Origin of the sequence: Flagellimonas sp., from assembly GCF_965601775.1 — a bacterium.
GTDB lineage: Bacteria > Bacteroidota > Bacteroidia > Flavobacteriales > Flavobacteriaceae > Flagellimonas.
In genome coordinates this window covers 578,834-602,610 of the sequence record NZ_OZ271837.1, presented here as the reverse complement: position 1 = coordinate 602,610, position 23,777 = coordinate 578,834, and the positions used below count along the sequence as shown (strand labels likewise).

At 40.6% G+C, this 23,777-nt stretch carries 24 protein-coding genes; 14 read left to right on the top strand and 10 right to left on the bottom strand.

The features are described from left to right. Positions 1-5: 5 nt before the first annotated feature. Complete coding sequence (locus tag ACSLUF_RS02935; RefSeq protein WP_435624640.1) at positions 6-650, top strand: peroxiredoxin-like family protein; 645 nt, start codon at positions 6-8, stop codon at positions 648-650. 52 nt (positions 651-702) lie between these two features. Here ACSLUF_RS02935 and ACSLUF_RS02930 read toward each other — a convergent pair whose 3' ends face one another. Together ACSLUF_RS02930 and ACSLUF_RS02925 are read right to left on the bottom strand one after the other, a co-directional pair. Then, on the bottom strand, positions 703-999 hold the full coding sequence (locus tag ACSLUF_RS02930; protein ID WP_106144559.1) for a thioredoxin family protein: 297 nt from the start codon (positions 997-999) through the stop codon (positions 703-705). A gap of 91 nt (positions 1,000-1,090) precedes the next feature. Continuing rightward, positions 1,091-2,326, bottom strand: coding sequence for a metallophosphoesterase (locus tag ACSLUF_RS02925; RefSeq protein WP_435624639.1), 1,236 nt, complete (start codon positions 2,324-2,326; stop codon positions 1,091-1,093). A gap of 168 nt (positions 2,327-2,494) precedes the next feature. On the opposite strand from ACSLUF_RS02925, the gene polA reads away from it, so the two are divergent. Both polA and ACSLUF_RS02915 read left to right on the top strand, forming a co-directional pair. Beyond that, complete coding sequence (polA, locus tag ACSLUF_RS02920) at positions 2,495-5,329, top strand: DNA polymerase I (RefSeq protein WP_435624638.1); 2,835 nt, start codon at positions 2,495-2,497, stop codon at positions 5,327-5,329. Positions 5,330-5,340: 11 nt separating this feature from the next. Beyond that, on the top strand, positions 5,341-5,796 hold the full coding sequence (locus tag ACSLUF_RS02915; RefSeq protein ID WP_435624637.1) for a nuclear transport factor 2 family protein: 456 nt from the start codon (positions 5,341-5,343) through the stop codon (positions 5,794-5,796). 44 nt (positions 5,797-5,840) lie between these two features. Here ACSLUF_RS02915 and ACSLUF_RS02910 read toward each other — a convergent pair whose 3' ends face one another. Then, positions 5,841-6,008, bottom strand: coding sequence for a hypothetical protein (locus ACSLUF_RS02910; RefSeq protein ID WP_435624636.1), 168 nt, complete (start codon positions 6,006-6,008; stop codon positions 5,841-5,843). A 158-nt stretch (positions 6,009-6,166) separates the two neighbouring features. Further along, positions 6,167-6,613, bottom strand: coding sequence for a MarR family winged helix-turn-helix transcriptional regulator (locus ACSLUF_RS02905; protein ID WP_435624635.1), 447 nt, complete (start codon positions 6,611-6,613; stop codon positions 6,167-6,169). Between the two features lie 102 nt (positions 6,614-6,715). Here ACSLUF_RS02905 and hppD point away from each other — a divergent pair, with 102 nt between their 5' ends. The 5 genes from hppD (at position 6,716) to hisC (ending at position 12,510) form a co-directional block, all read left to right on the top strand. Continuing rightward, complete coding sequence (gene hppD, locus ACSLUF_RS02900; RefSeq protein ID WP_435624634.1) at positions 6,716-7,849, top strand: 4-hydroxyphenylpyruvate dioxygenase; 1,134 nt, start codon at positions 6,716-6,718, stop codon at positions 7,847-7,849. Positions 7,850-7,919: 70 nt separating this feature from the next. Further along, on the top strand, positions 7,920-9,077 hold the full coding sequence (locus ACSLUF_RS02895; protein WP_435624633.1) for a homogentisate 1,2-dioxygenase: 1,158 nt from the start codon (positions 7,920-7,922) through the stop codon (positions 9,075-9,077). Positions 9,078-9,183: 106 nt separating this feature from the next. After that, complete coding sequence (gene fahA, locus ACSLUF_RS02890; RefSeq protein ID WP_435624632.1) at positions 9,184-10,404, top strand: fumarylacetoacetase; 1,221 nt, start codon at positions 9,184-9,186, stop codon at positions 10,402-10,404. Positions 10,405-10,499: 95 nt separating this feature from the next. Next, the gene (locus ACSLUF_RS02885) at positions 10,500-11,399 is read left to right on the top strand and encodes a flavin reductase family protein (RefSeq protein ID WP_435624631.1); all 900 of its coding nucleotides are present in this window, start codon (positions 10,500-10,502) and stop codon (positions 11,397-11,399) included. Between the two features lies 1 nt (position 11,400). Beyond that, positions 11,401-12,510: a histidinol-phosphate transaminase gene (gene hisC, locus ACSLUF_RS02880; protein WP_435624630.1), complete on the top strand. Its 1,110-nt coding sequence runs from the start codon at positions 11,401-11,403 to the stop codon at positions 12,508-12,510. A 26-nt stretch (positions 12,511-12,536) separates the two neighbouring features. On the opposite strand, the gene ACSLUF_RS02875 is transcribed toward hisC, so the two are convergent. Together ACSLUF_RS02875 and ACSLUF_RS02870 are read right to left on the bottom strand one after the other, a co-directional pair. Next, entirely contained in the window at positions 12,537-13,040 is a 504-nt protein-coding gene (locus ACSLUF_RS02875) for a hypothetical protein (protein WP_435624629.1), read from the bottom strand. Positions 13,041-13,110: 70 nt separating this feature from the next. Further along, positions 13,111-15,762, bottom strand: coding sequence for a DUF5916 domain-containing protein (locus ACSLUF_RS02870; protein ID WP_435624628.1), 2,652 nt, complete (start codon positions 15,760-15,762; stop codon positions 13,111-13,113). 237 nt (positions 15,763-15,999) lie between these two features. Here ACSLUF_RS02870 and rplM point away from each other — a divergent pair, with 237 nt between their 5' ends. From rplM to tsf, 4 genes are all read left to right on the top strand, one after another. Then, on the top strand, positions 16,000-16,455 hold the full coding sequence (gene rplM / locus ACSLUF_RS02865) for a 50S ribosomal protein L13 (RefSeq protein WP_435624627.1): 456 nt from the start codon (positions 16,000-16,002) through the stop codon (positions 16,453-16,455). Further along, entirely contained in the window at positions 16,455-16,841 is a 387-nt protein-coding gene (rpsI, locus tag ACSLUF_RS02860) for a 30S ribosomal protein S9 (protein WP_106144547.1), read from the top strand. Before rplM ends, rpsI begins: the two co-directional genes overlap by 1 nt. A 206-nt stretch (positions 16,842-17,047) precedes the next feature. Beyond that, positions 17,048-18,211 (top strand): 30S ribosomal protein S2, encoded by a 1,164-nt coding sequence (rpsB, locus tag ACSLUF_RS02855; RefSeq protein WP_435624626.1) that lies wholly within the window; start codon positions 17,048-17,050, stop codon positions 18,209-18,211. 80 nt (positions 18,212-18,291) lie between these two features. Continuing rightward, positions 18,292-19,116, top strand: a complete 825-nt coding sequence (gene tsf / locus ACSLUF_RS02850; protein ID WP_435624625.1) for a translation elongation factor Ts — start codon at positions 18,292-18,294, stop codon at positions 19,114-19,116. Between the two features lie 71 nt (positions 19,117-19,187). Here tsf and ACSLUF_RS02845 read toward each other — a convergent pair whose 3' ends face one another. From ACSLUF_RS02845 to ACSLUF_RS02830, 4 genes are all read right to left on the bottom strand, one after another. Beyond that, positions 19,188-20,021 (bottom strand): DUF4097 family beta strand repeat-containing protein, encoded by an 834-nt coding sequence (locus ACSLUF_RS02845; protein ID WP_435624624.1) that lies wholly within the window; start codon positions 20,019-20,021, stop codon positions 19,188-19,190. 4 nt (positions 20,022-20,025) lie between these two features. After that, complete coding sequence (locus ACSLUF_RS02840) at positions 20,026-20,889, bottom strand: DUF4097 family beta strand repeat-containing protein (RefSeq protein WP_435624623.1); 864 nt, start codon at positions 20,887-20,889, stop codon at positions 20,026-20,028. Positions 20,890-20,957: 68 nt separating this feature from the next. Beyond that, a complete protein-coding gene (locus ACSLUF_RS02835) occupies positions 20,958-21,749 on the bottom strand; it encodes a hypothetical protein (protein ID WP_435624622.1) in 792 nt (263 codons plus the stop codon). A 2-nt stretch (positions 21,750-21,751) separates the two neighbouring features. Further along, positions 21,752-22,279 carry an RNA polymerase sigma factor gene (locus ACSLUF_RS02830; protein ID WP_435624621.1) on the bottom strand — a complete coding sequence of 176 codons (528 nt, stop codon included), beginning with the start codon at positions 22,277-22,279 and terminating at the stop codon, positions 21,752-21,754. 189 nt (positions 22,280-22,468) lie between these two features. Here ACSLUF_RS02830 and pyrH point away from each other — a divergent pair, with 189 nt between their 5' ends. After that, a complete protein-coding gene (pyrH, locus tag ACSLUF_RS02825; protein ID WP_435624620.1) occupies positions 22,469-23,176 on the top strand; it encodes a UMP kinase in 708 nt (235 codons plus the stop codon). A 41-nt stretch (positions 23,177-23,217) separates the two neighbouring features. After that, positions 23,218-23,772 carry a ribosome recycling factor gene (gene frr / locus ACSLUF_RS02820; RefSeq protein WP_435624619.1) on the top strand — a complete coding sequence of 185 codons (555 nt, stop codon included), beginning with the start codon at positions 23,218-23,220 and terminating at the stop codon, positions 23,770-23,772. Positions 23,773-23,777 lie beyond the last annotated feature (5 nt).

Below are 23,777 nucleotides of genomic sequence, written 5' to 3'. Positions count from 1 at the left end.
TAGTGATGACACTTACAGAAGAGCTTACACAAAGAAGGGAGAACTCAGCCAAGGTAATCCCACAAGATAAATATCGGGTAATGCAGCATAGCACCAAGGAATTATTGGATGCCAAGCTTTCCGAAAAAGCTGTACAAACCGGAGATATTTTACCTGACTTCAAACTTCCAGATGAAAACCAAAATGAGGTCACCCTGAATGATGTCCTTCAGGATAAGTACCTTATTATTTCCTTTTATCGCGGTGGGTGGTGTCCTTATTGTAATATGGAACTTCGTGCACTACAGCAATTCTCATCAGACTTTAAAAACTTGGGTGCTGACCTAGTGGCCATATCACCAGAGACTCCGGACAATTCTTCAACAACTTCGGAAAAGAATGAATTGCAATTCAAAATCTTGAGTGATATCGACAATCAATATGCCAAAACATTGAATCTTGCCTTTGAAATGCCCGAGGATTTAAGAGACGTATATCATTCCTTCGGACTTCATGTAAATCAACATAATGGCAACAATAACTATGAACTTCCTATGCCGGCGACCTATGTGATTGACAAAAACAAGACCGTTGTTTATGATTTTGTTCCAGAAGATTATACACAGAGACTAGACCCCAAAGAGATTTTGGAATTTCTAAAAGGTCTTTAAAGATTTAAAGAGTTGAAAGAATAAAGGCCTGCCTGTAAGTTGCAGGTCTTTTTTAGGTGTATTCGTTGAGTATGCCTATAAGGGTATTGGCATCTTGCTCCCCACTTTGCCTCCAGACCATCTCACCTTTTTTGTAAATCATTAAGGTTGGAAGTCCTTTGATACGAAGTGCTTGGGAAAGCTCCTTGTTTTTATCAACGTCAATCTTGATAACCTTGCCCTTATCTCCCAATGCAGCTGCAACATCCCGAAGAACAGGGTGCATGGAGGTAGAAGGTTCATTCCATTCCGCATAAAAGTCAAGCAGTACGGGAATGTTTAAATCGATAAGTTCACCAAATTTGGACATAAGCGCACGTTGGGTTTCTTAACCAAAAGTAAGAAAATTTGTTAAAATTATATCGAACCCAAGCTATACAAGGATTACAGCCGCGTTAAATTCACGTTAAAGATTTCTTTTTGAGGGTAATCACTGAAATCTCTGGCCAAATTCCGAACCTCCCAGGATACCCAATGAAACCAAATCCTCTGTTCACATTGATAAACTGCCCCATTTCTTCATAGATTCCCGCCCAGTACTTATAGCGCCATTTAACTGGGCTCCATTTGACCCAACCGGGAATTTCAATTCCGAATTGCATACCATGCGTATGACCACTTAAGGTTAGGTGATAGTGATACTTGTCTTGAATAACTTGTTGTTCCCAATGCGATGGGTCATGGCTCATTAGAATCTTGAAGTCCTTTTCCTGAATTCCTTCAGCGGCCTTATGAAGATCTCCCGCTTTTTTGAATCCACCTGCACCCCAGTTTTCCACACCTACTAGGGCAATTTTACTACCATCCTTCTCTAAATAGCGATTTTCATTCAACAGCAGGTCAAAGCCCATCTTTTTCTGAAGGTTTTTTAAATCCTCAAGATTTTGAGCTTTCGCTTCAGCAGAAGGCCATCCGGTGTAATCACCATAATCATGGTTGCCCAATATTGAAAATTTACCATCCTTCGCCTTTAGTGTTCCAAAAAGTTCAGCCCAAGGTTCCATTTCCTTTGCCTTGTCATTTACCATGTCACCAGTAAATAGTATAACATCACTTTGTTGTTTGTTTATCAAATCGATACCATAGGCCACTTTTTCACGGTCATCAAAACTGCCACTATGCACATCAGAAATTTGGGTAATCTGATACCCATCAAAAGCATCCGGTAAGTCCTCAAACTCTAAGGCATATTTCAATACTTGGTAGTTGTACTTCCCTTTGTACATGCCGTAGAGCAGAGCACCAAAGGGCAGCGCCGCAATTCCTAGGCCAATGATGCTAACAAATTTTCTTCGCGCAGGGAAAAAGTCAGTCTGGTTATCTGAAAGGACGGTCATTTTATTATATCCATAGACGAAAAGACGAATGATATCCTCGAGCAGGAGAACCACTCCCAATACCAGTCCTAAAAGCAAAAAGGAAACGAAAATGCCACCGGCATTTGCTATTTGCCCTCTAATCCCATCACCAGGTGTATAATTGAGCACCCGAACAATTAAATTGACCAGAGCTCCCAAGAACAACAAACCATACGCCCAATGCAACCAAACGTTCTTGAATAGGGTTTTAAAACCTTGAAACCCATAAATGGCCGCAACGATGTAAATAATGGAAAGGACAATCAAAAAGCGTGGCATGTTGATTTTTTTTGCAAAGGTATTTTTTTAAGGTTGGGGAACTTCAATCTTTAGAAGTTTTTAACCCAAGTATTCAATTAGACGAAAGATAGCTTCTTTTGTTACCCAAAACCTTCCGTTTCATTTCTCATTAATTTGTAGCTTTGATTCTCTTCAATTTATACAACAATGTCTGACCAAAAACGTCTTTTTTTACTGGATGCCTACGCTTTGATTTTTAGGGGATATTATGCGCTGATAAAAAACCCAAGAATCAATTCCAAAGGAATGGACACCAGTGCCATAATGGGGTTTGTAAATTCCCTTTTTGATGTGATCAAACGCGAAAATCCGGACCATTTGGCTGTTGCTTTTGATAAGGGAGGAAGTGTGGAGAGAACTGAGCTCTTCGAAGAATACAAGGCCAATAGAGACGAAACACCTGAAGCCATTAAAATTGCGGTTCCTTACATTCAGTCCATCTTGAATGCCCTCAAAATTCCGGTTGTTGAATTGGAGGGTTATGAGGCGGATGACCTTATCGGAACACTAGCGAAGCAAGCCGAAAAAGAAGGGTACAAAACCTTTATGGTTACCCCGGATAAGGATTTTGGTCAATTGGTCTCTGAAAACATTTTTATGTACCGCCCTGCTAGAATGGGCAATGGCATTGAAATATGGGGTATCCCGGAGGTACAAAAACGCTTCGGTGTGGAAAGACCGGAACAGGTTATCGATTACTTGGGAATGATGGGTGATGCCAGTGATAATATTCCGGGGCTTCCCGGGGTTGGTGATAAGACCGCCAAGAAATTTCTTGCAGATTTTGGTTCAATGGAGGGGCTACTGGCCAACACTGACCAGCTCAAAGGTAAAATGAAGGAGAAAGTGGAAGACAACGCTGAGTTGGGTCGTCTTTCACGAAAACTGGCTGAAATCAAAACGGATTGCGATGTAACCTTTGATGCGAAGGACTTTGAAATGTGTCCTCCAGACAGTGAAAAAGTGCAGGAGATTTTTGAAGAATTAGAGTTCCGAAGACTCAAAGAACAGTTTATCAAAATATTTTCAGGTGAGGCAGATTCAGGAGCTCAAGTAAGCAGCACGGAAACTGCAAAACAAGAAGCAAAAGTTGCAGGCAGTGGACAATTCACCTTATTTGGAGGGGACCCTGCTGAAGCTGCAGCAACCATAAAAGATGTCAATAGCAGAAAAACGGTCAAGGATGTATCTCATTTCTACCAGACAATAGAAAATGGACTTGGTTTGACCCTCTTTTTGGAAAAATTGATGACTCAAACATCCGTCTGTTTCGATACGGAAACCACTTCCATAAACCCATTGGAGGCTGAGTTGGTCGGAATCGCTTTCAGCTGGGAAGCTGGAAAAGGGTTTTATGTTCCTGTTCCTGAGGACCGGGAAACCGCACAGTCGGTAGTTGAAACGCTGCGTCCATTTTTTGAATCCGAAAACATCGAAAAGGTGGGACAAAATTTAAAGTATGACATCAAAGTGATGCAGAACTATGACGTACAGGTAAAAGGACAGTTATTCGACACCATGTTGGCACATTATCTCATCAATCCAGATATGCGGCACAATATGGACGTACTTTCGGAAACTTACCTCAACTACACTCCCATTTCTATTACCGAACTCATTGGAAAAAAAGGAAAAAACCAGTTGAGCATGAGACAGGTTTCTTTGGAAAGGCAAACCGAATATGCCACCGAAGATGCGGATATTACGTATCAATTGGCCCAACATTTTAGACCGGAACTTTCAGCAGCGAAAACAGATACGCTTTTCAAAGAAATTGAAGTGCCTTTGCTTCGGGTATTAGCGGATATGGAAAGTGAGGGCATCAATTTGGATGAAGCTTACCTTAATGGCTTGTCTACCGAATTGGATACTGACATAAAAAATTTGGAAAGTAAAATCTACGAGCAAGCCGGTGAGCACTTCAATATTGCTTCTCCAAAGCAATTAGGTGAAATCCTTTTTGGGAAAATGAAATTAGTGGACAAGCCCAAAAAAACAAAAACAGGTCAGTTTTCCACTTCAGAAGAGGTTTTGTCCTACTTGGCGAAAGACCATGAGATTATCCAAAATGTCTTGGATTTTAGGGGACTCTCTAAATTGAAAAGTACGTATGTGGATGCACTACCTAATGAAGTACAAAAGCATAGTGGGCGTGTTCATACCGATTATATGCAAACAGTTGCCGCAACTGGTAGACTTAGTAGTAACAATCCCAATCTTCAAAACATTCCCATTAGAACCGAACGTGGTCGTCAAGTGCGAAAAGCTTTTGTTCCCCGAGATGAAAATTATGTTTTACTAGCTGCAGATTACTCTCAGATTGAATTACGAATCATTGCTGCCTTAAGTGAAGAAGATACCATGATTTCCGCCTTTAAAAATGGGGAGGACATCCACGCTTCAACGGCTTCTCGGGTTTTTAGTGTACCCATCGAAGAGGTAACCCGTGAACAGCGTAGCAATGCCAAAACAGTCAATTTCGGAATCATTTATGGAGTTTCGGCCTTTGGATTGAGCAATCAAACCGATTTAAGTCGTTCCGAAGCCAAGGAACTTATTGATACCTATTATAAGACCTATCCCAAATTGCGTAATTACATGAGCGAGCAGGTAGACTTTGCGCGGGACAATGGTTACGTACAAACGGTTTTGGGCAGACGACGCTATTTAAAGGATATCAATGCTGGGAATCAGGTAGTTCGTGGAGCGGCGGAGCGGAATGCGGTCAACGCCCCTATCCAAGGTAGTGCCGCGGATATCATCAAGATAGCTATGATCAATATCCATAAGAAACTTTCCGAAGGAAACTACAAAACCAAAATGTTGCTTCAAGTGCATGATGAATTGGTTTTTGATTGCTACAAACCGGAACTGGAAGAAATGAAGACCCTAATCAAGACCGAAATGGAAAACGCCTACACCATGGCCGTGCCTTTGGATGTGGAAGTAGGCATCGGAGAGAATTGGCTTGAGGCGCATTAAAATCCACTCTTATGAAAATTCATCAATCAATTCCATTTTTAATCATCATTTGCCTGTTGGGCTGTGAACCCAAAAGTTCCGTTGACCGGGATGCACTTCTAACATCCATAGAAACATTCAACACAGCGTTTTCGGAGGGTGATTTGGCCGTTTTGGATTCCATGACCACTTCAAATTACTTGCACACCAATAGCAGTTCCCCAGTTATCGGAAAAACAGATTGGTTCGGTTACTTGGAAAAAAGGAACAAACGTCTTGAATCGGGAGAAATTGAAGTTTTGGATTATGCATTGGATGAAACCAAGATTGAGTACCATGAAAATTCTGCCATAGTTACTGGAAAGGTTACAGTGGTGACGAAAGACAGTTTGGGAACCAAACAAAACCAATATCGAATTACCAATCTTTGGGTTTATGAAAACGGCACTTGGAAAAGAGCTGGTTTTCATGATGGCAAAATCAAATAAAAAAGGCGCTCGATGAGCGCCTTTTCTTTTTTATTGGGTTTTACTTACCAGCCGAAAGCCAATTTTAATCTTGGTTTTCTAGCCTTTTTAACTTCTCTTTTAGTTTCACTTCTTTCAGAAGCCCTCTTGGCATCTGCTTCAAAGTGGGCAAACATGTCCATAGAAAACGGATAGGCTTGCCAAACCGTAGGATAATGTTTCAACTTTTTCATGCTTCTGTTTTGTTTTAAGACAAATGAGTCGCAAAATTCCCCCAATGCTTACCACACCAAAACAACAATATTACCCTATTTCTATGCTAAATTACCCCAAAAGGTCCATTTTAGGATTTTCTTCAGATAAAATGACACAGGAGAGCAGATAAAATAGCTTATTTGGAAGTATAATTTTCTCCGATTTGGTCCAAAACCTTTAAAAAGGTTTCAAATTCAACCACATCCAGATTTGCTATGGCCTGTTTTCGAAGGTTAACCGCATAAGGAAGCACCAAATTGATGATTTCCCTACCCTTTTGCGTAAGTTCCAGTTTGAAACGTTTTTGGTCACCTTCAAATCGGGTCTTGGTAATCCAATCCTTTCCTTCCAATCGGCCTATAATTCGAGAGGTTGTAGCGCGATTGCGAAAGTTGGTACGTACAATTTCCCTTTGCGATGCCTCATCCCCCAATTCATATATCCGATGCAGAACAACCCACTGCTCAATGGTCATATCCACACCCAAATCTTCAAAGGTTCTTAGATATGCATCTTGAACTTTCCGTAGTACTAAATCCAAGTGTAATCCTATTCCTGATATTTTATCTATTTGATTAAGCATTTTAACTTGAATTTTACTTACGAATATACTGTAGTAATGCAAAAATATGTATTTTTGTTGCACTAACAACAATAATTATATCACAACAATAAAACGCACACTATGGAAACTTCTACAATTCCAAAAATTCATGATGAGGCTAAAGACTTCATGCCTATCAACGGTACAGATTACATAGAACTTTATGTGGGTAATTCCAAACAAGCCGCCCATTTCTATAAAACCGCATTTGGTTTTCAGTCCTATGCCTACGCTGGGCTTGAAACGGGGCTAAAAGACCGGGAAAGTTATGTGGTAATTCAGGATAAAATTCGCTTGATTCTTACCTCCCCTCTCAAGAGTGGTACTGAAATTGGACAACATATTGACAACCATGGTGATGGTGTTAAGGTGGTTGCCTTGTGGGTAGATGATGCTACCTATGCGTATGAAACGGCCATTGCTCGGGGAGCAAAATCATACATGGAGCCCGTGACCGAAGAGGACAAAGATGGTAAAGTAGTCCGTGCTGGTATTTATACTTATGGGGAAACAGTTCACATTTTTGTGGAGCGAAAAGATTACCATGGCACGTTCCTTCCTGGTTTTGTGAAGTGGGAGACCCCGTATTACAACCCAAAACCTGTTGGCTTAAAATTTGTAGACCACATGGTAGGCAATGTTGGGTGGAACAAAATGAACCATTGGGTTGAATTCTATGAGAAAGTCATGGGCTTTGTGAATATCCTTTCATTTGATGACAACGATATTTCCACAGAATACACAGCCTTGATGAGTAAGGTGATGAGCAACGGTAACGGACGTATCAAATTTCCAATCAACGAACCTGCCGAAGGCAAAAAGAAATCCCAAGTGGAAGAGTATTTGGATTTCTACGAAGGAGAAGGTGTGCAGCACATTGCCGTGGCTACCGATGATATTATTACCACTGTAAAGGATTTAAGAAGTCGCGGAGTTGAATTCCTACGCGTACCTGATACCTATTATGAAGCGGTAACCGATAGGGTAGGTAAAATTGATGAGGATATTGCTCCATTGAAAGAGCTTGGAATTTTGGTAGATCGCGATGATGAAGGCTATCTTTTACAAATTTTTACCCGTCCGGTGGAGCCAAGACCGACCATGTTCTTTGAAATCATTCAAAGAAAGGGGGCACAATCCTTTGGAAAAGGTAACTTTAAGGCATTGTTCGAAGCAATTGAACGCGAACAAGAGCTTCGAGGTACTTTACATTAATAATATTAGAGTGTTGAGTTCAGAGTTATAAATTTTATTCTGCACTCATAACTGAATAACTTGAAAAGAAATGCCTATTTATCATAAACTCGGAAAAATTCCGCAGAAGCGACATACCCAATTTGAAAAACCGGATGGCAGTTTATATTACGAGCAATTGTTCGGCACCATTGGTTTTGATGGGATGTCATCCCTTTTATATCACATCCACCGCCCTACTCAAGTCAAAGAAGTAGGGCAACCATTGGATGTTAGTCCAAAAATTGCGGTGGAAAAGAACATCACGTCCAGAAAGCTTATCGGTTTTGATGTGCAACCCAAGGACGATTTTCTAGAAGCGCGTGAACCGCTTTTAGTAAACAGTGATGTACACGTAGGTTTGGCGGCTCCGAAGAAATCATTGACCTCTTACTTTTATAAGAATGCGGATGCTGATGAAATGCTTTTTATCCATAAAGGCACAGGAACTTTAAAGACCTTTTTGGGTGATATTCCATTTGAATACGGAGACTACCTCATCATTCCAAGAGGTATGATTTATCAAATAGAATTTGATACCGAGGACAACCGGATTTTATATGCAGAATCGTTCCACCCCATTTATACGCCAAAACGTTATAGAAATTGGTTTGGGCAATTGTTGGAACATTCTCCATTCTGTGAACGAGACTATAAACTACCGCAGAATTTGGTGAGTCATGACGAAACCGGAGAGTTTCTAATGAAAATCAAAAAACAGGGCATGTTGCACAGTTTGGTATATGCAACACATCCTTTTGATGTTGTTGGATGGGACGGTTACAATTTCCCGTATGGTTTTTCAATTCATAATTTTGAACCTATTACAGGTCGAGTGCACCAACCACCTCCGGTGCATCAGACTTTTGAAACCGGGGCGTTTGTGATTTGTTCGTTCTGCCCTCGTTTATACGATTACCATCCGAAAGCAATACCAGCACCTTACAATCACTCTAACATTGATTCTGATGAAGTGTTGTATTATGTTGATGGCGATTTTATGAGTAGAAAAGGTATTGGGCCCGGTTATATTTCCTTGCATCCGGCTGGAATTCCACACGGCCCGCATCCAGGCACCTATGAGGGAAGTATTGGCAAAAAGGGTACAGAAGAATTAGCCGTTATGATTGATACTTTTAAACCGTTACAGGTTACAGAGAATGCTCTAAAAATAGATGATGGCCAATATTATCAATCTTGGATTGAATAAAAAGCCTAAAAAAAACCACTGTCTTTTCGAACGCTAGAGAGAAATCTCAATGTTAGATTTCTCAATCGCCTTGCTCATTTCGAAATGACAAAAACAACATGAATTAATGATTATAAACATACCTGAAAACTCAGATTTTTCTATCCACAATCTTCCATTTGGAATTTTTTCAACACAAGATAGAAGTCCTAGGGCCGGCGTTGCCGTTGGAGAGCATATTCTAGACCTTGCAGCAGTAGCAGAATTGGATGTTTTTGATTTCAATACTGCCGTTTTTGAAAAGGACGTCTTAAACGATTTTATTTCCTTGGGAAAAGAAATCACTTCCAAAGTCCGAAAAGACATTCAATATTGGTTAAAGGATGATGAATCTGTTTTGGCTGGAAAACCTGAGCTTTTTGTAGCACAAACGGAAGCTCAAATGCATATGCCGGTCTATGTTGGCGATTATACGGATTTTTATTCCAGTATCGAGCATGCAACCAATGTGGGGAAAATGTTCCGCGATCCAGCAAATGCGCTATTACCCAATTGGAAGCACATTCCAGTAGGATATCATGGTAGAGCCAGTTCCATTGTAGTGAGTGGAGAGCCCATTCATCGTCCCAAAGGACAAACCCTTCCCAAAGATGCCAGTGCTCCGGTTTTTGGTCCTTCACAACGCTTGGATTTTGAACTGGAAATGGGATTTGTTTGTGGAAAAAATACCGAAATGGGGGAATCCGTTTCCACATCGGAGGCAGAAGACTATATATTCGGGTTGGTCCTATTCAATGACTGGTCTGCACGTGATATTCAGAAATGGGAATATGTCCCCTTGGGTCCTTTCTTGGCTAAGAACTTTGCTTCTTCCATTTCTCCTTGGATTGTCACTTTGGAAGCACTGGAACCTTTCCGTGTATCCGGACCAGAACAAGAACCCAAGGTACTGCCCTATTTGGAATATCGCGGAGACAAAAACTACGATATCAACTTAGAAGTAGGGATTACTCCAGAAAATAGTGAAGAAACAATTATTTGTAAAAGCAATTTCCAATACATGTACTGGAACATGGCGCAACAACTAGCTCATCACACGGTAAATGGATGTAATATTAATGTGGGTGACATGATGGCTTCGGGAACCATCTCTGGTAAAAGTGAAGATTCCTATGGTTCCATGCTCGAATTGGCATGGATGGGGACCAAACCCCTTCAAATGAAGGATGGTTCAGAGCGAAAGTTCATTAATGACGGAGATACAGTAACCATGCGGGGTTATGCGCAAAAAGACGATATTCGCGTTGGTTTTGGTGAGGTTTCATCGAAAGTTTTGCCTGCGAAATAAAATCAAGCCATTTTGAAATGTCACATTGAGCGTAGTCGAAAAGGCATTTCAAATTTTTATCATATCTCGACTGCGCTCGATATGACGCAATAATTATGACAAAAACCATAGATCCATCATCCATTTCGCAACAGGATTTACATGGAATTCTGCTTACTGCAGTGGCTCCACGCCCCATTTGTTTTGCAAGCACGATTGATGCCGACGGAAATGTGAATTTGAGTCCCTTCAGTTATTTTAACGTGTTCAGTTCCAATCCTCCTGTGCTTATTTTCTCACCAGCCCGAAGTGGACGTGATAATACGCACAAACATTCCTATTTGAATGTCAAAGAAGTCCCGGAAGTGGTCATCAACATTGTGAACCATACTATCGTGGAACAAATGTCATTGGCCAGTACGGCATACGACCGTGGTATAAATGAATTTACCAAAGCGGGGTTCACCGAAGTTCCCAGTGAATCGGTAAAGCCTCCAAGGGTTGGAGAAGCTCCTGTATCCTTTGAATGTAAGGTGCAACAAACCATTGAATTGGCTGAAGAACCTGGAGCAGGAAATTTGATTATTGCCCAGGTGGAACGTATCCATATAAACGAAAACTACTTGACGAATGGCCAGTTGGATACCCAAAAATTGGACTTGGTAGGAAGAATGGGGGGAAGTTGGTATGTAAAAGCTTCAGGGGATGCTCTTTTTGAGATACCAAAGCCTATCAGGACCAAAGGTATTGGTGTTGACGCCTTACCCAAAGGTATTCGGGAAAGTGAGGTGTTAACTGGAAACAATTTGGGACGACTAGGCAATCTTGAGGGCTTACCGAATCAGAACGATATGGATGCAATCCAACAGGATGATGAAGTGCGCATGATAATAAAAAAGTTAGGTGGAGCATCCGAAAAGCTTAAAAATCAATTGCACTGGTTAGCTCAAAGAATCTTATCCGAAGGAGAAACAACCAAGGCAATGGCCTTATTGATGTATGCTGAAACTTTGTGACATGGAAAAGGGAATTGAGTCCATTTTTAAAGCTCATCTAGAGCCAAAAGAAGTATATAAAGGAGGAAAAAACCTTCCAAAACATACCGATAAAAAAATCTATAAGCTGTCTTCGAATGAAAACCCATTGGGACAATCTCCGAAGGCTACGGAAGCTTTAATTAAGGCTGCGACTAATGTAGCTATCTATCCAGACCAGACAGACATACGTTTACGTGAGGCTTTGGTTGCGGATTTTGATAATCAATTGGAAGCAGATCAATTTATTTGCGGAAATAGTGGGTCAGAAATTATTGATATGCTACTTCGTGCCTTTATAAATGAAGGTGATGAAGTTATTTATTCCAACCCTTGTTTTCTACCCTATTCGGTTTTTTCTAGGTGGTATGGAGCACATCTCATAGACATCAGACTGAGGGAACCTGATTATTCTTTGGACGTTGAAGGAATTTTAAAGGCCATTACACCAAAAACTAAAGTCATTTTCCTAACCAGCCCCAACAATCCCACAGGCACCTATATTCCAAAAAGGACTTTGGACGATTTTCTAAATAGGATTCCAAAAAATATTATTATCGTATTTGATGAAGTGTACCGACATTTTGCAGATGCCGAGGATTACATTTCGGCTTTGTCCTACGTGAAAGAAGGTCATAATGTTATTGCCATCAACAGCTTTTCCAAAACCTATGGTTTGGCAGGTCTGCGCATAGGGTACTGCTACACGACTTCGCAAATAGCCAATTACATTCGTCAAATCCACAAGCCTTTTTTGCTGCCACTTACTTCCATGGAAGCAGCTATCGGAGCATTGAATGATACAGAATTTGTCGCAGAAACGGTCGAAACAGTGGTAGAAGGAAGAAAGTTTTTGGAAAAAGAATTTGAAAGACTGCGAATAGCCTATTGGCCATCCCAAGGTAATTTTTTCATCATAGACCCACCACTACCTGAGTTTGAATTCACAGACCTCTTGATGAATGAAGGGATTATGGTCCGTCCTGTTTCCCAATTTGGGGCTCATGGAAAAGTAAGGATTACGGTTGGAACCCAAGAGGCCAATGAAGCTCTTATAAAAGCTATGGAAAAAATAAGCCCCACTATAAAGTGAGGCTCAATTTGGTAGTTCTATGTTTTTTATTCGCGTGTAAAAACAGCATCAGCTCCGGCGAAGTTCTCCGCATCGATATCAGCTCCTGCTATAATCAATGTGTTATCCCCTTCAAAAGTGACGGTGATCGTTTCCTCTTCCATGTTTTCATTAATGAAGGTCAATTGATTTCCTTCCAAAGACCAGACTGAGTTTTCAGTTTCACTTTCTGTGGGACAAGGTATGTCTAACCCTCCTGCTCCCGCATTGATGGAAAGAAAGTTAGCTTTATTCTCTGAGGTTACTGTACCATCCTCATTAAATGTAAACGTTATTAGATCACAATCAATTCCTTGAAGAAATGCAATTATTTGCTGCGCAAAATCTAAATCATCATTATTGACTCCCATATCAATTCGCAGGTCGGTCAAAACCCAAGTGCCTACAAGAGGATTGGCAGAATTTGGGCCTTCGTTTCCGTTGTCATCACCATCGTTGGAACAAGAGAAAGTCAAGGCAACCACGGTAAGCAATACAAATATCTTTTTCATGTTTTTGTTTGTGAGGTTACAGTCGAAATAACGCAAAAACCATTGAAAAAGTATCATACTCGTATAAAATCTAAAGCACAAACCGATAGGTAGCCTTTAGAAGAAAGATGTTCTGCGGTTGTTGACCAAAAATATTATCGCTTAATCCATCCAACAGACCTTGATTGGGATCCCCACTTTGTGAAATATCTTGGGACCAAACCAAGAAGATTTCAGAACCCGGAATATATTCCCATCGAATCACCAAATTAGAACGGAACTGAACGAAGGAAAAATCAGGGTCTCCAAAACTAAAATCGGTTACTCCGGATAGGTTTTCATCTACAGAATATGTGCCATCCTCAAGGGTAACCTGTTGTTCGGAATAAGCCAAAAATCGATTCTCAAAACGTTGGGCCGTGGCATCCGTAACATGCTTAAAATTGGAATACCGTCCTCTAGAAATAAAAGGCTGTCCCCAATACTGAATCGTAAGATTAGGATTAATGGTATAATTCAAACGAAAAGACATACTGAGGGTACGCTGTTGAATATCTCCGTTTAGATAGCGTGGGGCTCCATTCACATCATCGAAATTATCAATGAACTGTAATTTATCATTATTGATACTTAATGAAGGGAAAGCAGAAATACGAATTGCATTCACGGGTTGATATACCAATCCAGCTTCAATGAAATAAGACCTATACGAGTTGTCTACCGCCTTTTGCCCTCTATGAAAGAAATTAAAGCGTAGCTTTTTTCGGTTATCGGTACGAATGGAATTCCAAAAACTTATATCCGGAGAACGTTTTAGTCTCGGACCTCCGCGTAGTGCAAAGTTATCATATCGCCTTGGGCCATAGTTAAATCCAAAGTTGGTAAACCAGTTATTCTGCCAGTTTTGCCAACTGTTGGTATTGAATCGCAAAATGTTATGATTACCATTAAAATCCCAAGCACTCCAGTGATTGTAATTTATACCGACCCTCCTGAAGGTTTTGTCCGGTTTTAGAGTTTGATAGCCTACCCAGGTATAATGGCGGATATCATCGGATTGACGTTGAAACCCAATATCATTTAGTTCAAGTTCCGGAGACCGCCAGGTCCCTCCTGTTTCAAAACGCCAATGGCCATTTCCTATTTTACCAATCTGAAGGTTTCCTGCACTTCCTGTCAACGAGGTTCTATTGGGGTCGACTTCTACATGCCCTGCATCCACCCTTTGAAATAAGTGGGTGATGGATTCCTGGGTGTTTTGAATGGCCTCTTCACTTCCCTGCACATGGCTTAGGATAAGGTTACCTTCCATATACCAATCCCTATTGTTCCATTGGTGTTTAAAATCCAGTCCCCCAGAATAGGCCGCACGATGCAAAAAGTCAAGTTGTTGAGTAAGATTGTCCCTATTTGTCGCCGTAAAGATTCCTCCGATATAGGAATTTCTATCGTTGAAGTCTTTCTGAAGTCGTCCTACGAAATAGTTGGTCAAGGGTTCAACCATCTCACGTCTTCCGTCCCCTTCATCATTTACAATTGAAGCATAACGTCTGGCGGTTACACTTTCCAATACCCCAATGGCCCATCCATCTTTGGTTTTACCACTAAACTTTGCTGCGCCAATAATAGGCGTGTTTGCTGGCTGGTCCACAAATTCGTTGTCCGCTGAATTTGGCGAACCCTGAGGGCTTCTTCCAATTCTTCGGGAATAAAAGACATTATCGAATCCGAATGTATTTCCTGCTTCGGATTGCGATACATTAAAATCAAAAATGTTTTTGTTCTCCACAAAAAAGGGTCGCTGTTCCCGAAAGAAAATCTGAAAACCATCCAACGCAATCGCCGAAGGGTCCGCCTCTACTTGACCAAAATCTGGATTAACGGTTAAATCCAGAGTAAGGTCATTGGTAACTCCAATTTTGGCATCCAGTCCAACGGTAATATCATTTTCATTTCCATCCCTAAAGGGATTTCCTTCCTCCGCTTCGTACGTTTCACCACTGGTAACGGTGTAAGGCTGAATTTCTAATTGCTTTTGGGGTTCGATGTTCTTAAGTCCGTGCAATTCACCAAACTCACTTACCCACCCAGGTTGGTCAATGGGTTTACGTTGCCAAAGGGACCGTTCTTCCGCTCTAAAAAACCTGCGAGTGGATTGCAAGCCCCAGACCTGATTATCCGCTCCGCTAAATTTGAGCTGGCTTAGTGGTATTTTGAGTTCTGCCGTCCAACCTTCGTCATCCACATTGGTTCTGGTATACCAGATTGGATTCCAACTTCCATCCCAATTGTTTCCGTTGTTCGAAACGAATTCGTCCCCTTTTACTCCCGCGGCCGTAACTGTAAACGAGAATGCTGTTCGTTTGTCGTGATAGCTGTCAATATTAAATTCTACCCAATCGCCGTCAAAACCATCCCTGCGCGACAATCTTTTCACGATTTTATCCGGTTCTGCGTCGTAACAGCGTACTCCTATATATAGGTATTTGCTGTCATAAACTATTTTGAATTTTGTCTGATAGCTGGGAGGCGTATTTTCATCAGGTTGGAGTTCCACATAATCTCCCGTCCATTCCACTGTATCCCAAACCAAATCATTGAGCAATCCGTCAATGGATGGAGGCTCGTTACTATCAATGGCCTTGGTAACATAAATCTTTTTTGGGACTACTTCAGTTGAATCTTGTGCACTGGCCCAAATAGAAAGAAAGAGCAGGGCCAGTAAAATGGTTGGTTGTTTCACTGTTTGCGTTTTTTGATTTGATAGTTATACTAAAGACCTTCGAAATCAAAAACAGTTACAGTTCAGTTTAATTTTTGTCAGTTTTTAACATTCATTAACAAGCTAATCGAACGAAGTAGGGCACTCATTTAAAAATTGAAAAATAATCAATAACAACCATTTGTAATTCAATCTAATAATTGTACATTTGCAGCCCGTTAAAAACGGATAGATTACAAAAAGATTAATATTCTAGCAGTGGATACATTAAGTTATAAGACGATTTCTGCAAATAAATCAACCGTTACCAAGGAATGGTTGTTGGTTGATGCCGAAGGACAAACATTGGGTAGATTAGCTTCTAAAGTAGCCAAACTACTTAGAGGAAAACACAAGTCTAGCTTTACTCCCCATGTGGATTGTGGTGACAACGTAATTGTCATCAATGCTGAAAAAATAAATTTGTCCGGAAACAAATGGGCGGAAAAGACGTACCAGAGATATACAGGTTATCCAGGTGGCCAGCGCGAAACAACTGCAACTGAAATGTTGGACAAGCATCCTGAGCGCATCGTTGAAAAGTCTGTAAAAGGAATGCTTCCAAAAAACAGATTGGGTGCAGACCTTTTTAGAAATTTAAAGGTATATGCAGGTACGGAGCATGGACATGACGCACAAAAACCACGAGCAATAAACTTAAACGACTACAAATAATGGAAGTTGTTCATAAAATAGGCAGAAGAAAAACTGCAGTAGCAAGGGTATATGTTTCCGAAGGAAAAGGCAATATCACTGTAAACAAAAGAGATTACAAAGATTACTTTGGGACTGCTCCATTGCAATATAAAATTCAACAGGCATTTGCTTTGACTGGAACTGAAGATACGTACGACGTAAAAGTTAACGTTTACGGAGGTGGTATCACAGGTCAGGCAGAAGCCATTCGCTTAGCGCTTTCAAGAGCTATGTGCGAAATAAATGAAGAAAACCGAACTGTTCTTAAACCAGAAGGTCTATTGACAAGAGACCCAAGAATGGTGGAGCGTAAGAAGTTTGGTCAAAAGAAAGCGAGAAAGAAATTCCAGTTCTCGAAACGTTAAGAATACCGGACAACATTTGTCCACAATTATAAGTTCATTGAAAACCCTGAAACATTTCAGGGTTAAATTTTTAATCAAGTTGTCGTTGTTCCAAAGAGCAAACATCAACTTTTTGGATACTAGTTTAGCATCTAAATGAAAGGGGCGAACCCAACGTGACCACCCTATCATTGCTAATACAACGGAACGTAAACTAAGTACAAAAGATGGCAAGTAAACCAGAAGTTAAAGACTTATTGGAAGCAGGTGTGCACTTCGGACACCTAACAAGAAAGTGGAATCCCAATATGGCCCCATATATCTACATGGAGCGAAACGGAATCCACGTAATTAACCTTTACAAGACTGTAGCAAAATTGGATGAAGCCAAGGAAGCGTTGAAAAAAATAGCTTCTTCCGGTAGAAAAATCCTTTTTGTCGCTACCAAAAAACAAGCAAAAGACATTGTTGCCGATAAGGTATCCAAAGTCAACATGCCGTACATCACCGAAAGATGGCCCGGTGGAATGTTGACCAACTTTGTTACTATTCGAAAAGCAGTTAAGAAAATGGCTGCTATTGACAGAATGAAGAAGGATGGCACTTTCAATACGCTTTCTAAAAAAGAAAGATTGCAAGTAGACCGTTTGAGAGCTAAATTGGAGAAAAACCTAGGTTCCATTGCTGATATGACTCGTCTTCCAGGTGCTATTTTCATTGTAGATACCATGAGAGAGCACATCGCTGTTAAGGAAGCCCAAAAGCTGAACATCCCTATTTTTGCAATGGTGGATACTAATTCTGACCCTAGGCCTATTGACTACGTGATTCCAGCAAATGATGATGCAGGAAAATCCATTGAAGCTATTTTGGGTGAAGTCACTAACGCTGTAGCTGAAGGATTGGCTGACCGCAAGAGTGAAAAACAAGAAGAAAAAGCTGCGGAAGTAGAAGAAACGCCAGAAACAACTACTGCGGAAGTAGTGGAAACGGTTGAAGAAGTTAAGGCTCCAGAAGCAGAGGCACAAGTAGAGGAAGCTACTCCAGAAGTTGTAGAGGAACCAAAAGAAGCTCCTGTTGAGGCTAAAGTAGAGGTTGAGGAGAAAAAGGAAGCTCCAGCAAAACAAGCTAAGGCGGAAGTTGAGGATCTTACAAAAATTGAAGGGATTGGACCAAAAGCAGCTGAAGCTCTTAACAATCAGGGAATCACTTCCTATGCTGACTTGGCCAAAACAGATGCTGACAAAATCAAAGAGATTTTAACTGAAGCGAGTTCTAGAATGGCACATTTGGACCCAACCACTTGGGGAAAACAAGCTCAAATGGCTGCAGATGGCAAGTGGGATGAGCTAAAAGAATGGCAAGACAAGGCAAAAGGTGGGGTTGAATAATCCCATCTTAAACTTAACATTGTCCTAAAGCGAATTATCGCAACACTGTTTTACTTTATACAAATTTTAAATACAAAAAAATGGTAAAGATTACCGCCGCAGATGTAAATAAACTTAGAAAAATGACCGGAGCCGGAATGATGGACTGTAAAAAAGCCCTTGTTGAAGCTGAAGGTGATTTTGAAAAAGCAATAGAAATTCTTAGAAAGAAAGGTCAAAAAGTGGCTGCTAAAAGAGCAGACCGTGATTCTTCTGAAGGGGCTGCGATTGCAAAAGTTAACGGAAGCCAGTCTAGTGGGGTTATCATCTCATTGAACTGCGAAACTGACTTTGTTGCTAAAAACGACAGTTTCGTTTCTTTGGCCAATGATTTGGCTGAGCTTGCATTGGATTTTGACAGTAAAGATGCTTTCTTGGGTGCCGCATACAATGGTATGACGGTTGCTGAAAAGCTTACTGAGCAAACTGGTGTTATCGGTGAAAAAATTGAAATCGGAAGCTTTGAAAAATTGGATGCGCCATTCGTAGGTTCGTATATCCACGCTGGAAATAAGATTGCCACTTTAGTAGGTCTTTCTGCTTCTGTTGATGGTGCAGCACAAGCTGCAAAGGATGTTGCTATGCAAGCTGCTGCAATGAATCCCGTAGCATTGAATGAAGAAGGCGTTGACCAGGCGACGATTGACAAGGAAATTGAAATTGCCAAAGACCAATTGCGTCAGGAAGGAAAACCAGAGGCCATGTTGGAAAACATCGCAAAAGGTAAATTGAAGCGTTTCTTTAAGGATAACACCTTGGTGAATCAAGCTTTCATCAAAGATAGCAAGCAAAGTGTGGCCCAATATGTAAAATCTGTAGATTCCGGTTTGGAAATCACAGGATTCCAAAGGGTAGCATTGGGATAATAAAACGAAAGTTTTCTTTATAAAAAAGGCCGCTTTGAAAGCGGCCTTTTTCTTTTCTATTACTCAAGGCTTTAGTTTGACTTGATGTATACGTTGCCGTTAAAAGTCTTGAACAACATTTCCGGACCTCCCCCATTTATTTTTCCTCTAACCCATTGCTCCAATTTCACTTTATACGTACCCGATGTTCTGTTTTTGCTGACCTCAGGCTTGTTTGCCGATACGGCCAAGTCAAAATCGGTATAGATTTCACCCATGTCCGACTTGGCTTTAACATCCGCTTTCAAAGAACTTGGGAAAGTAATGTTCAAATCGCCATTTAAACTACTAAAGGCCATATTTGAATTGGATGCAATGCTGGTAAAAGTCACATCAATATCGCCATTTACGGTATCCGTGGATGCAGAACCACTGACAGATTCCAGTGTTATGGCCCCATTGACATTGCTCACTTCCATATCACCATTAACCCCTGTTACCCAAATATCACCTTCGTTGACCGTTTCTAATTGTAATGAAAAGTTTTTGGGAACCTTTATTTCCAGATTCGTTTTTCTATTCCATTGCTCATTCACAACTTGGACCACATTATCCTTTTCCTCCGCACTAATATTTAACGAAGAATTGCCAATACGTCTCATCCCCTTGGACTTTGAGTTATCTCTACGGTTGTGTTGGCCGTTGCAACAATCCTTTTTTTTGCCAAAGGAGGCCTTTATCACCACTTCCTTTCCAGAATAAGCCTCGACACTTATCGAGCCATTTAACTGCTTCACGATAAGTTTCCCAGGTTTGGAGGGTTCGCTTAAGGGAACCGAAAACAAATCGATACTTTCTTCTTGTGCGAATAGTCCGTTCATTGCCAAGAAAGCAATGAGTACTGTTATGTATTTTATCCTTTTCATGACCTTATATTTTTTTGATGTATACATTTCCATTTAACGTTTCGAAATCAAAATCCACAGAACCATTTCCAATTTGAACCACCGGTTTTGATTCTACTTTAAATTTGGGTTTGCTCCCTTTTCCTAAGGATTTATTTGTTCGGGTAAACTGCTTGTTAATATCAAAGTCTGTGAACATTTCCCCATTCATACTCTTAAATGAAATATTGGCCGACAGTGCTTTTTGGTAGGAAATATTGATATCGCCATTCAATGAATAATACTCTGAAGGCTCTTTGGGATTGTCCGCATAGGAAATAGTAACCGGACCATTGATACAATTTACCTTGGTCTTACCGGTGATATTGGTAAGTGTAATACCTCCATTGATATTTTCTGCCCTTAAATACGCACCTCGTGTATTCTTTACCGAAACTTCTCCATTATTTACCGTACTGACATCAATAACCATGGCATTGGGAACTTTTACTTTTATATTCAAATTATGCTCATAACTCTGATCATGTGAATTATCACACCAGCGGTATCTCAATTTTTCCTCATCGAATTCAATGTACGGAGCATCCGGACGTACAATGACTCTATTAGGTTGTTCCGTAATTTTTACCTGAAGCTCGGACTTTCCCAATTCCAAATCTGATGCGGTTTTGGCATAAATACTTCGTTCCACCTCAATCTGGACGGTCTTTCCTGAATAGCCCTCAACAGAGATAGAGCCGAAGACATTTTTGACCACTAAGTCGCTTTCAGAAGCATTGCTAATATTAACTTCCCTTTTGATTACCTCACTGAATTCTTTCTTTTGCGCTAGTGAGTGATGCCCACACAACCCTAAAGTCAGCGATAACATTACAATTAACTGTTTCATCTTAATACATTTTTAACTGTTCGTAATTTGATTTGGCCCTAAAACGGGCGGATTGATAAATAAACTTCCTATATAATTGATTCAATTGAATTCTTGATTTTCTTCTTTACCGTGGTATCCAATTCCTGTTCTTTCAACAATTGTTTAAAAGGTTCTATGGACGCTTTCTCTTGTAAGGCCACCATCAAGTTTGCCAAAGTAATTTGCATTATTGGCGACTCTTGATTGGGAATAGCCTGAACCAAACCTTGTCTCACCAATGGATTGTCCACATAATTGGTCAATGATTCTACTGCGGCCAGCCTCACGTTTACATTGGCATCATTGTTCAAGGTCTTCAAAAGGGCCTTTACGACAATCTCATCAACATTGGTAATTTTATTGGCTTCCCCAACACCTTGTAATCGTTGATTGGCCGATGGCTGCTCCAAAAGCGTAAGAACCAATTTTTGCCGAACTGCCTCCGTTTCCTTTTCCGCAATACTGCTTTCAGAGGACGGTATTTCCTTATTTGGAGCCATAAAATATCCCAAGGTCAGTCCCAAAACCAACAACAAAGCTCCTAGAGCAAATTGTGGTCTTACCCATCCAAACCAGTTACCTAAAACATCTTTTGAAGTTTTCTTTTCACTCTTTTTAATCTCCTTGGAAAGCATATCAAAAAAAGTACTGTCCATATTACTTGTGGGCTCAGGTGCATCCATACTTTGAATTGAGTTCCAAGATGCCTCCAATTCACTATATGCCTTGCGATACTCAGTATTGTCCTCGAGGAGCGCTTCAAAAACCTTCCTATCGGCAGTTGTCATTTCTCCTGACAAATAATCCATCGCCTTTGTCTCAAATGTTTCCCTGTCCATAATCATGCTGTTTCCAATTCTAAAAAAATACTTCTCAGTTCCTTAAGGGCTCGGTGCACACGCACTTTTGCCGCGCCTTCAGAACAGCCAATAACCTCAGCCAGTTCTGAAAACTTTAATCCTTTATACTTCGTCAAGACCAATAGTTGCCTTTTTTCTTCAGGTAATTTTGACATTGCTCTTCGCAGCAAGACATTGTTTCCTTCGGTTTCAATACCCTCATTTAAAGCGTTATCCATTGGGTCCTTTATTTCAATATTTGAGGAGTTATTGGAAAACTCGGTTTTGGAAGCCTTTTTATGATAATCATAATTCACATTCCTGGCCATCCGAAACATCCAAGCTCCAAAGGCTCCTTCTCCAGAAAAAGAACCTCGATATTGCAACATCCTGACAAATACATTTTGGACTAAATCTTCGCTCACAGAAGGATTATTACCCAAATTGTAGAAAAATCCGAATAACTTTTTCTTGTGTCTTTCATACAGCAAACCCAGTTTGTCCAGGTCTCCTTTTTTGACTTTTATCATCAATGCATTGTCCGTAAGATCTTGCAAGTTGTCAGTTCTTTTAGGTTTGTTTAAGGGTATACCGCCCTAATTTGAAAAGGTTACAAAATGTATTCTTTTTTCTTCATTTTATTATGAAATCATTGGGTTTTCTAAGACTTTCCCGTAAATATTTTTGATTATTTTTGTCCGAATTTCAACTCTGCCTACATGCAATACAAAAGAATTCTATTAAAACTTAGTGGCGAAGCCCTGATGGGTGAGCAACAATATGGAATTGATGGCAAGCGATTAGCTGAATATGCTGAAGACATCAAAGCCGTTGTTGAAAAAGGCATAGAGGTGGCTATTGTTATTGGTGGCGGAAACATTTTTAGGGGTTTGGCCGGTGCTAGTCAAGGAATGGACCGGGTTCAAGGTGATCATATGGGCATGTTGGCCACTGTAATTAACGGATTGGCCTTGCAAAGCGCATTGGAGCTAAATGGCGTTGAGACCCGCTTGCAGTCTGCCATCAAAATAAATGAGGTAGCTGAGCCATTTATTCGAAGAAGGGCCATGCGACACCTAGAAAAAGGTCGTGTTGTTATTTTTGGTGGTGGAACCGGAAATCCTTATTTCACGACGGACTCTGCTGCTGTTCTACGGGCCATTGAAATTAAGGCGGATGTAATCCTGAAGGGTACACGAGTGGATGGCATTTACACCTCAGATCCAGAAAAAGATAAGAGTGCAACCAAATTTGATAAAATCTCGTTTAATGAGGTTCTTTCAAAAGGCCTCAAAGTGATGGATACCACCGCATTTACCCTTAGTCAAGAAAATGAGCTTCCCATTGTGGTTTTCGATATGAATACCCGGGGTAACCTCATGAAGATAGTCCAGGGTGAAAACATTGGAACCGTTGTTAATATATAGTTTGGCAAAACTTTTGTGACCAAACCTTAAAACTAAAAAGTATGAATGAAGAAGTGACCTTTATACTTGACTCGGCAAAAGAAAGCATGGATGGAAGTATTTCCCATTTGGAAAAAGCTTTGGTCAAAATTAGAGCAGGAAAAGCAAGCCCGGTAATGCTGTCCACCGTGATGGTTGAATACTATGGATCACCTACACCACTTTCGCAAGTTTCCAATATCAATACTCCCGATGCCAGGACCATTTCCGTTCAACCTTGGGAAAAAAGCATTTTAGGTGATATTGAAACGGCCATAATCAACTCTAACTTGGGCTTTAACCCCATGAACAATGGTGAGATGGTTATAATCAACGTTCCGCCACTTACGGAAGAAAGAAGGATTCAATTGGTAAAGCAGGCCAAAAGTGAAGCCGAAGATGCCAAAGTAAGTATTCGAAATGCAAGACAGGACGCCAACAAAGAACTCAAAAGGCTCGAGATTTCTGAAGATTTGAAAAGCAATGCAGAGGTTGATGTACAAGAGCTGACCGATTCCTATAGCAAAAAAGTTGATGGTATCCTTTCCATAAAGGAAACCGAAATCATGAAGGTCTAATTCTC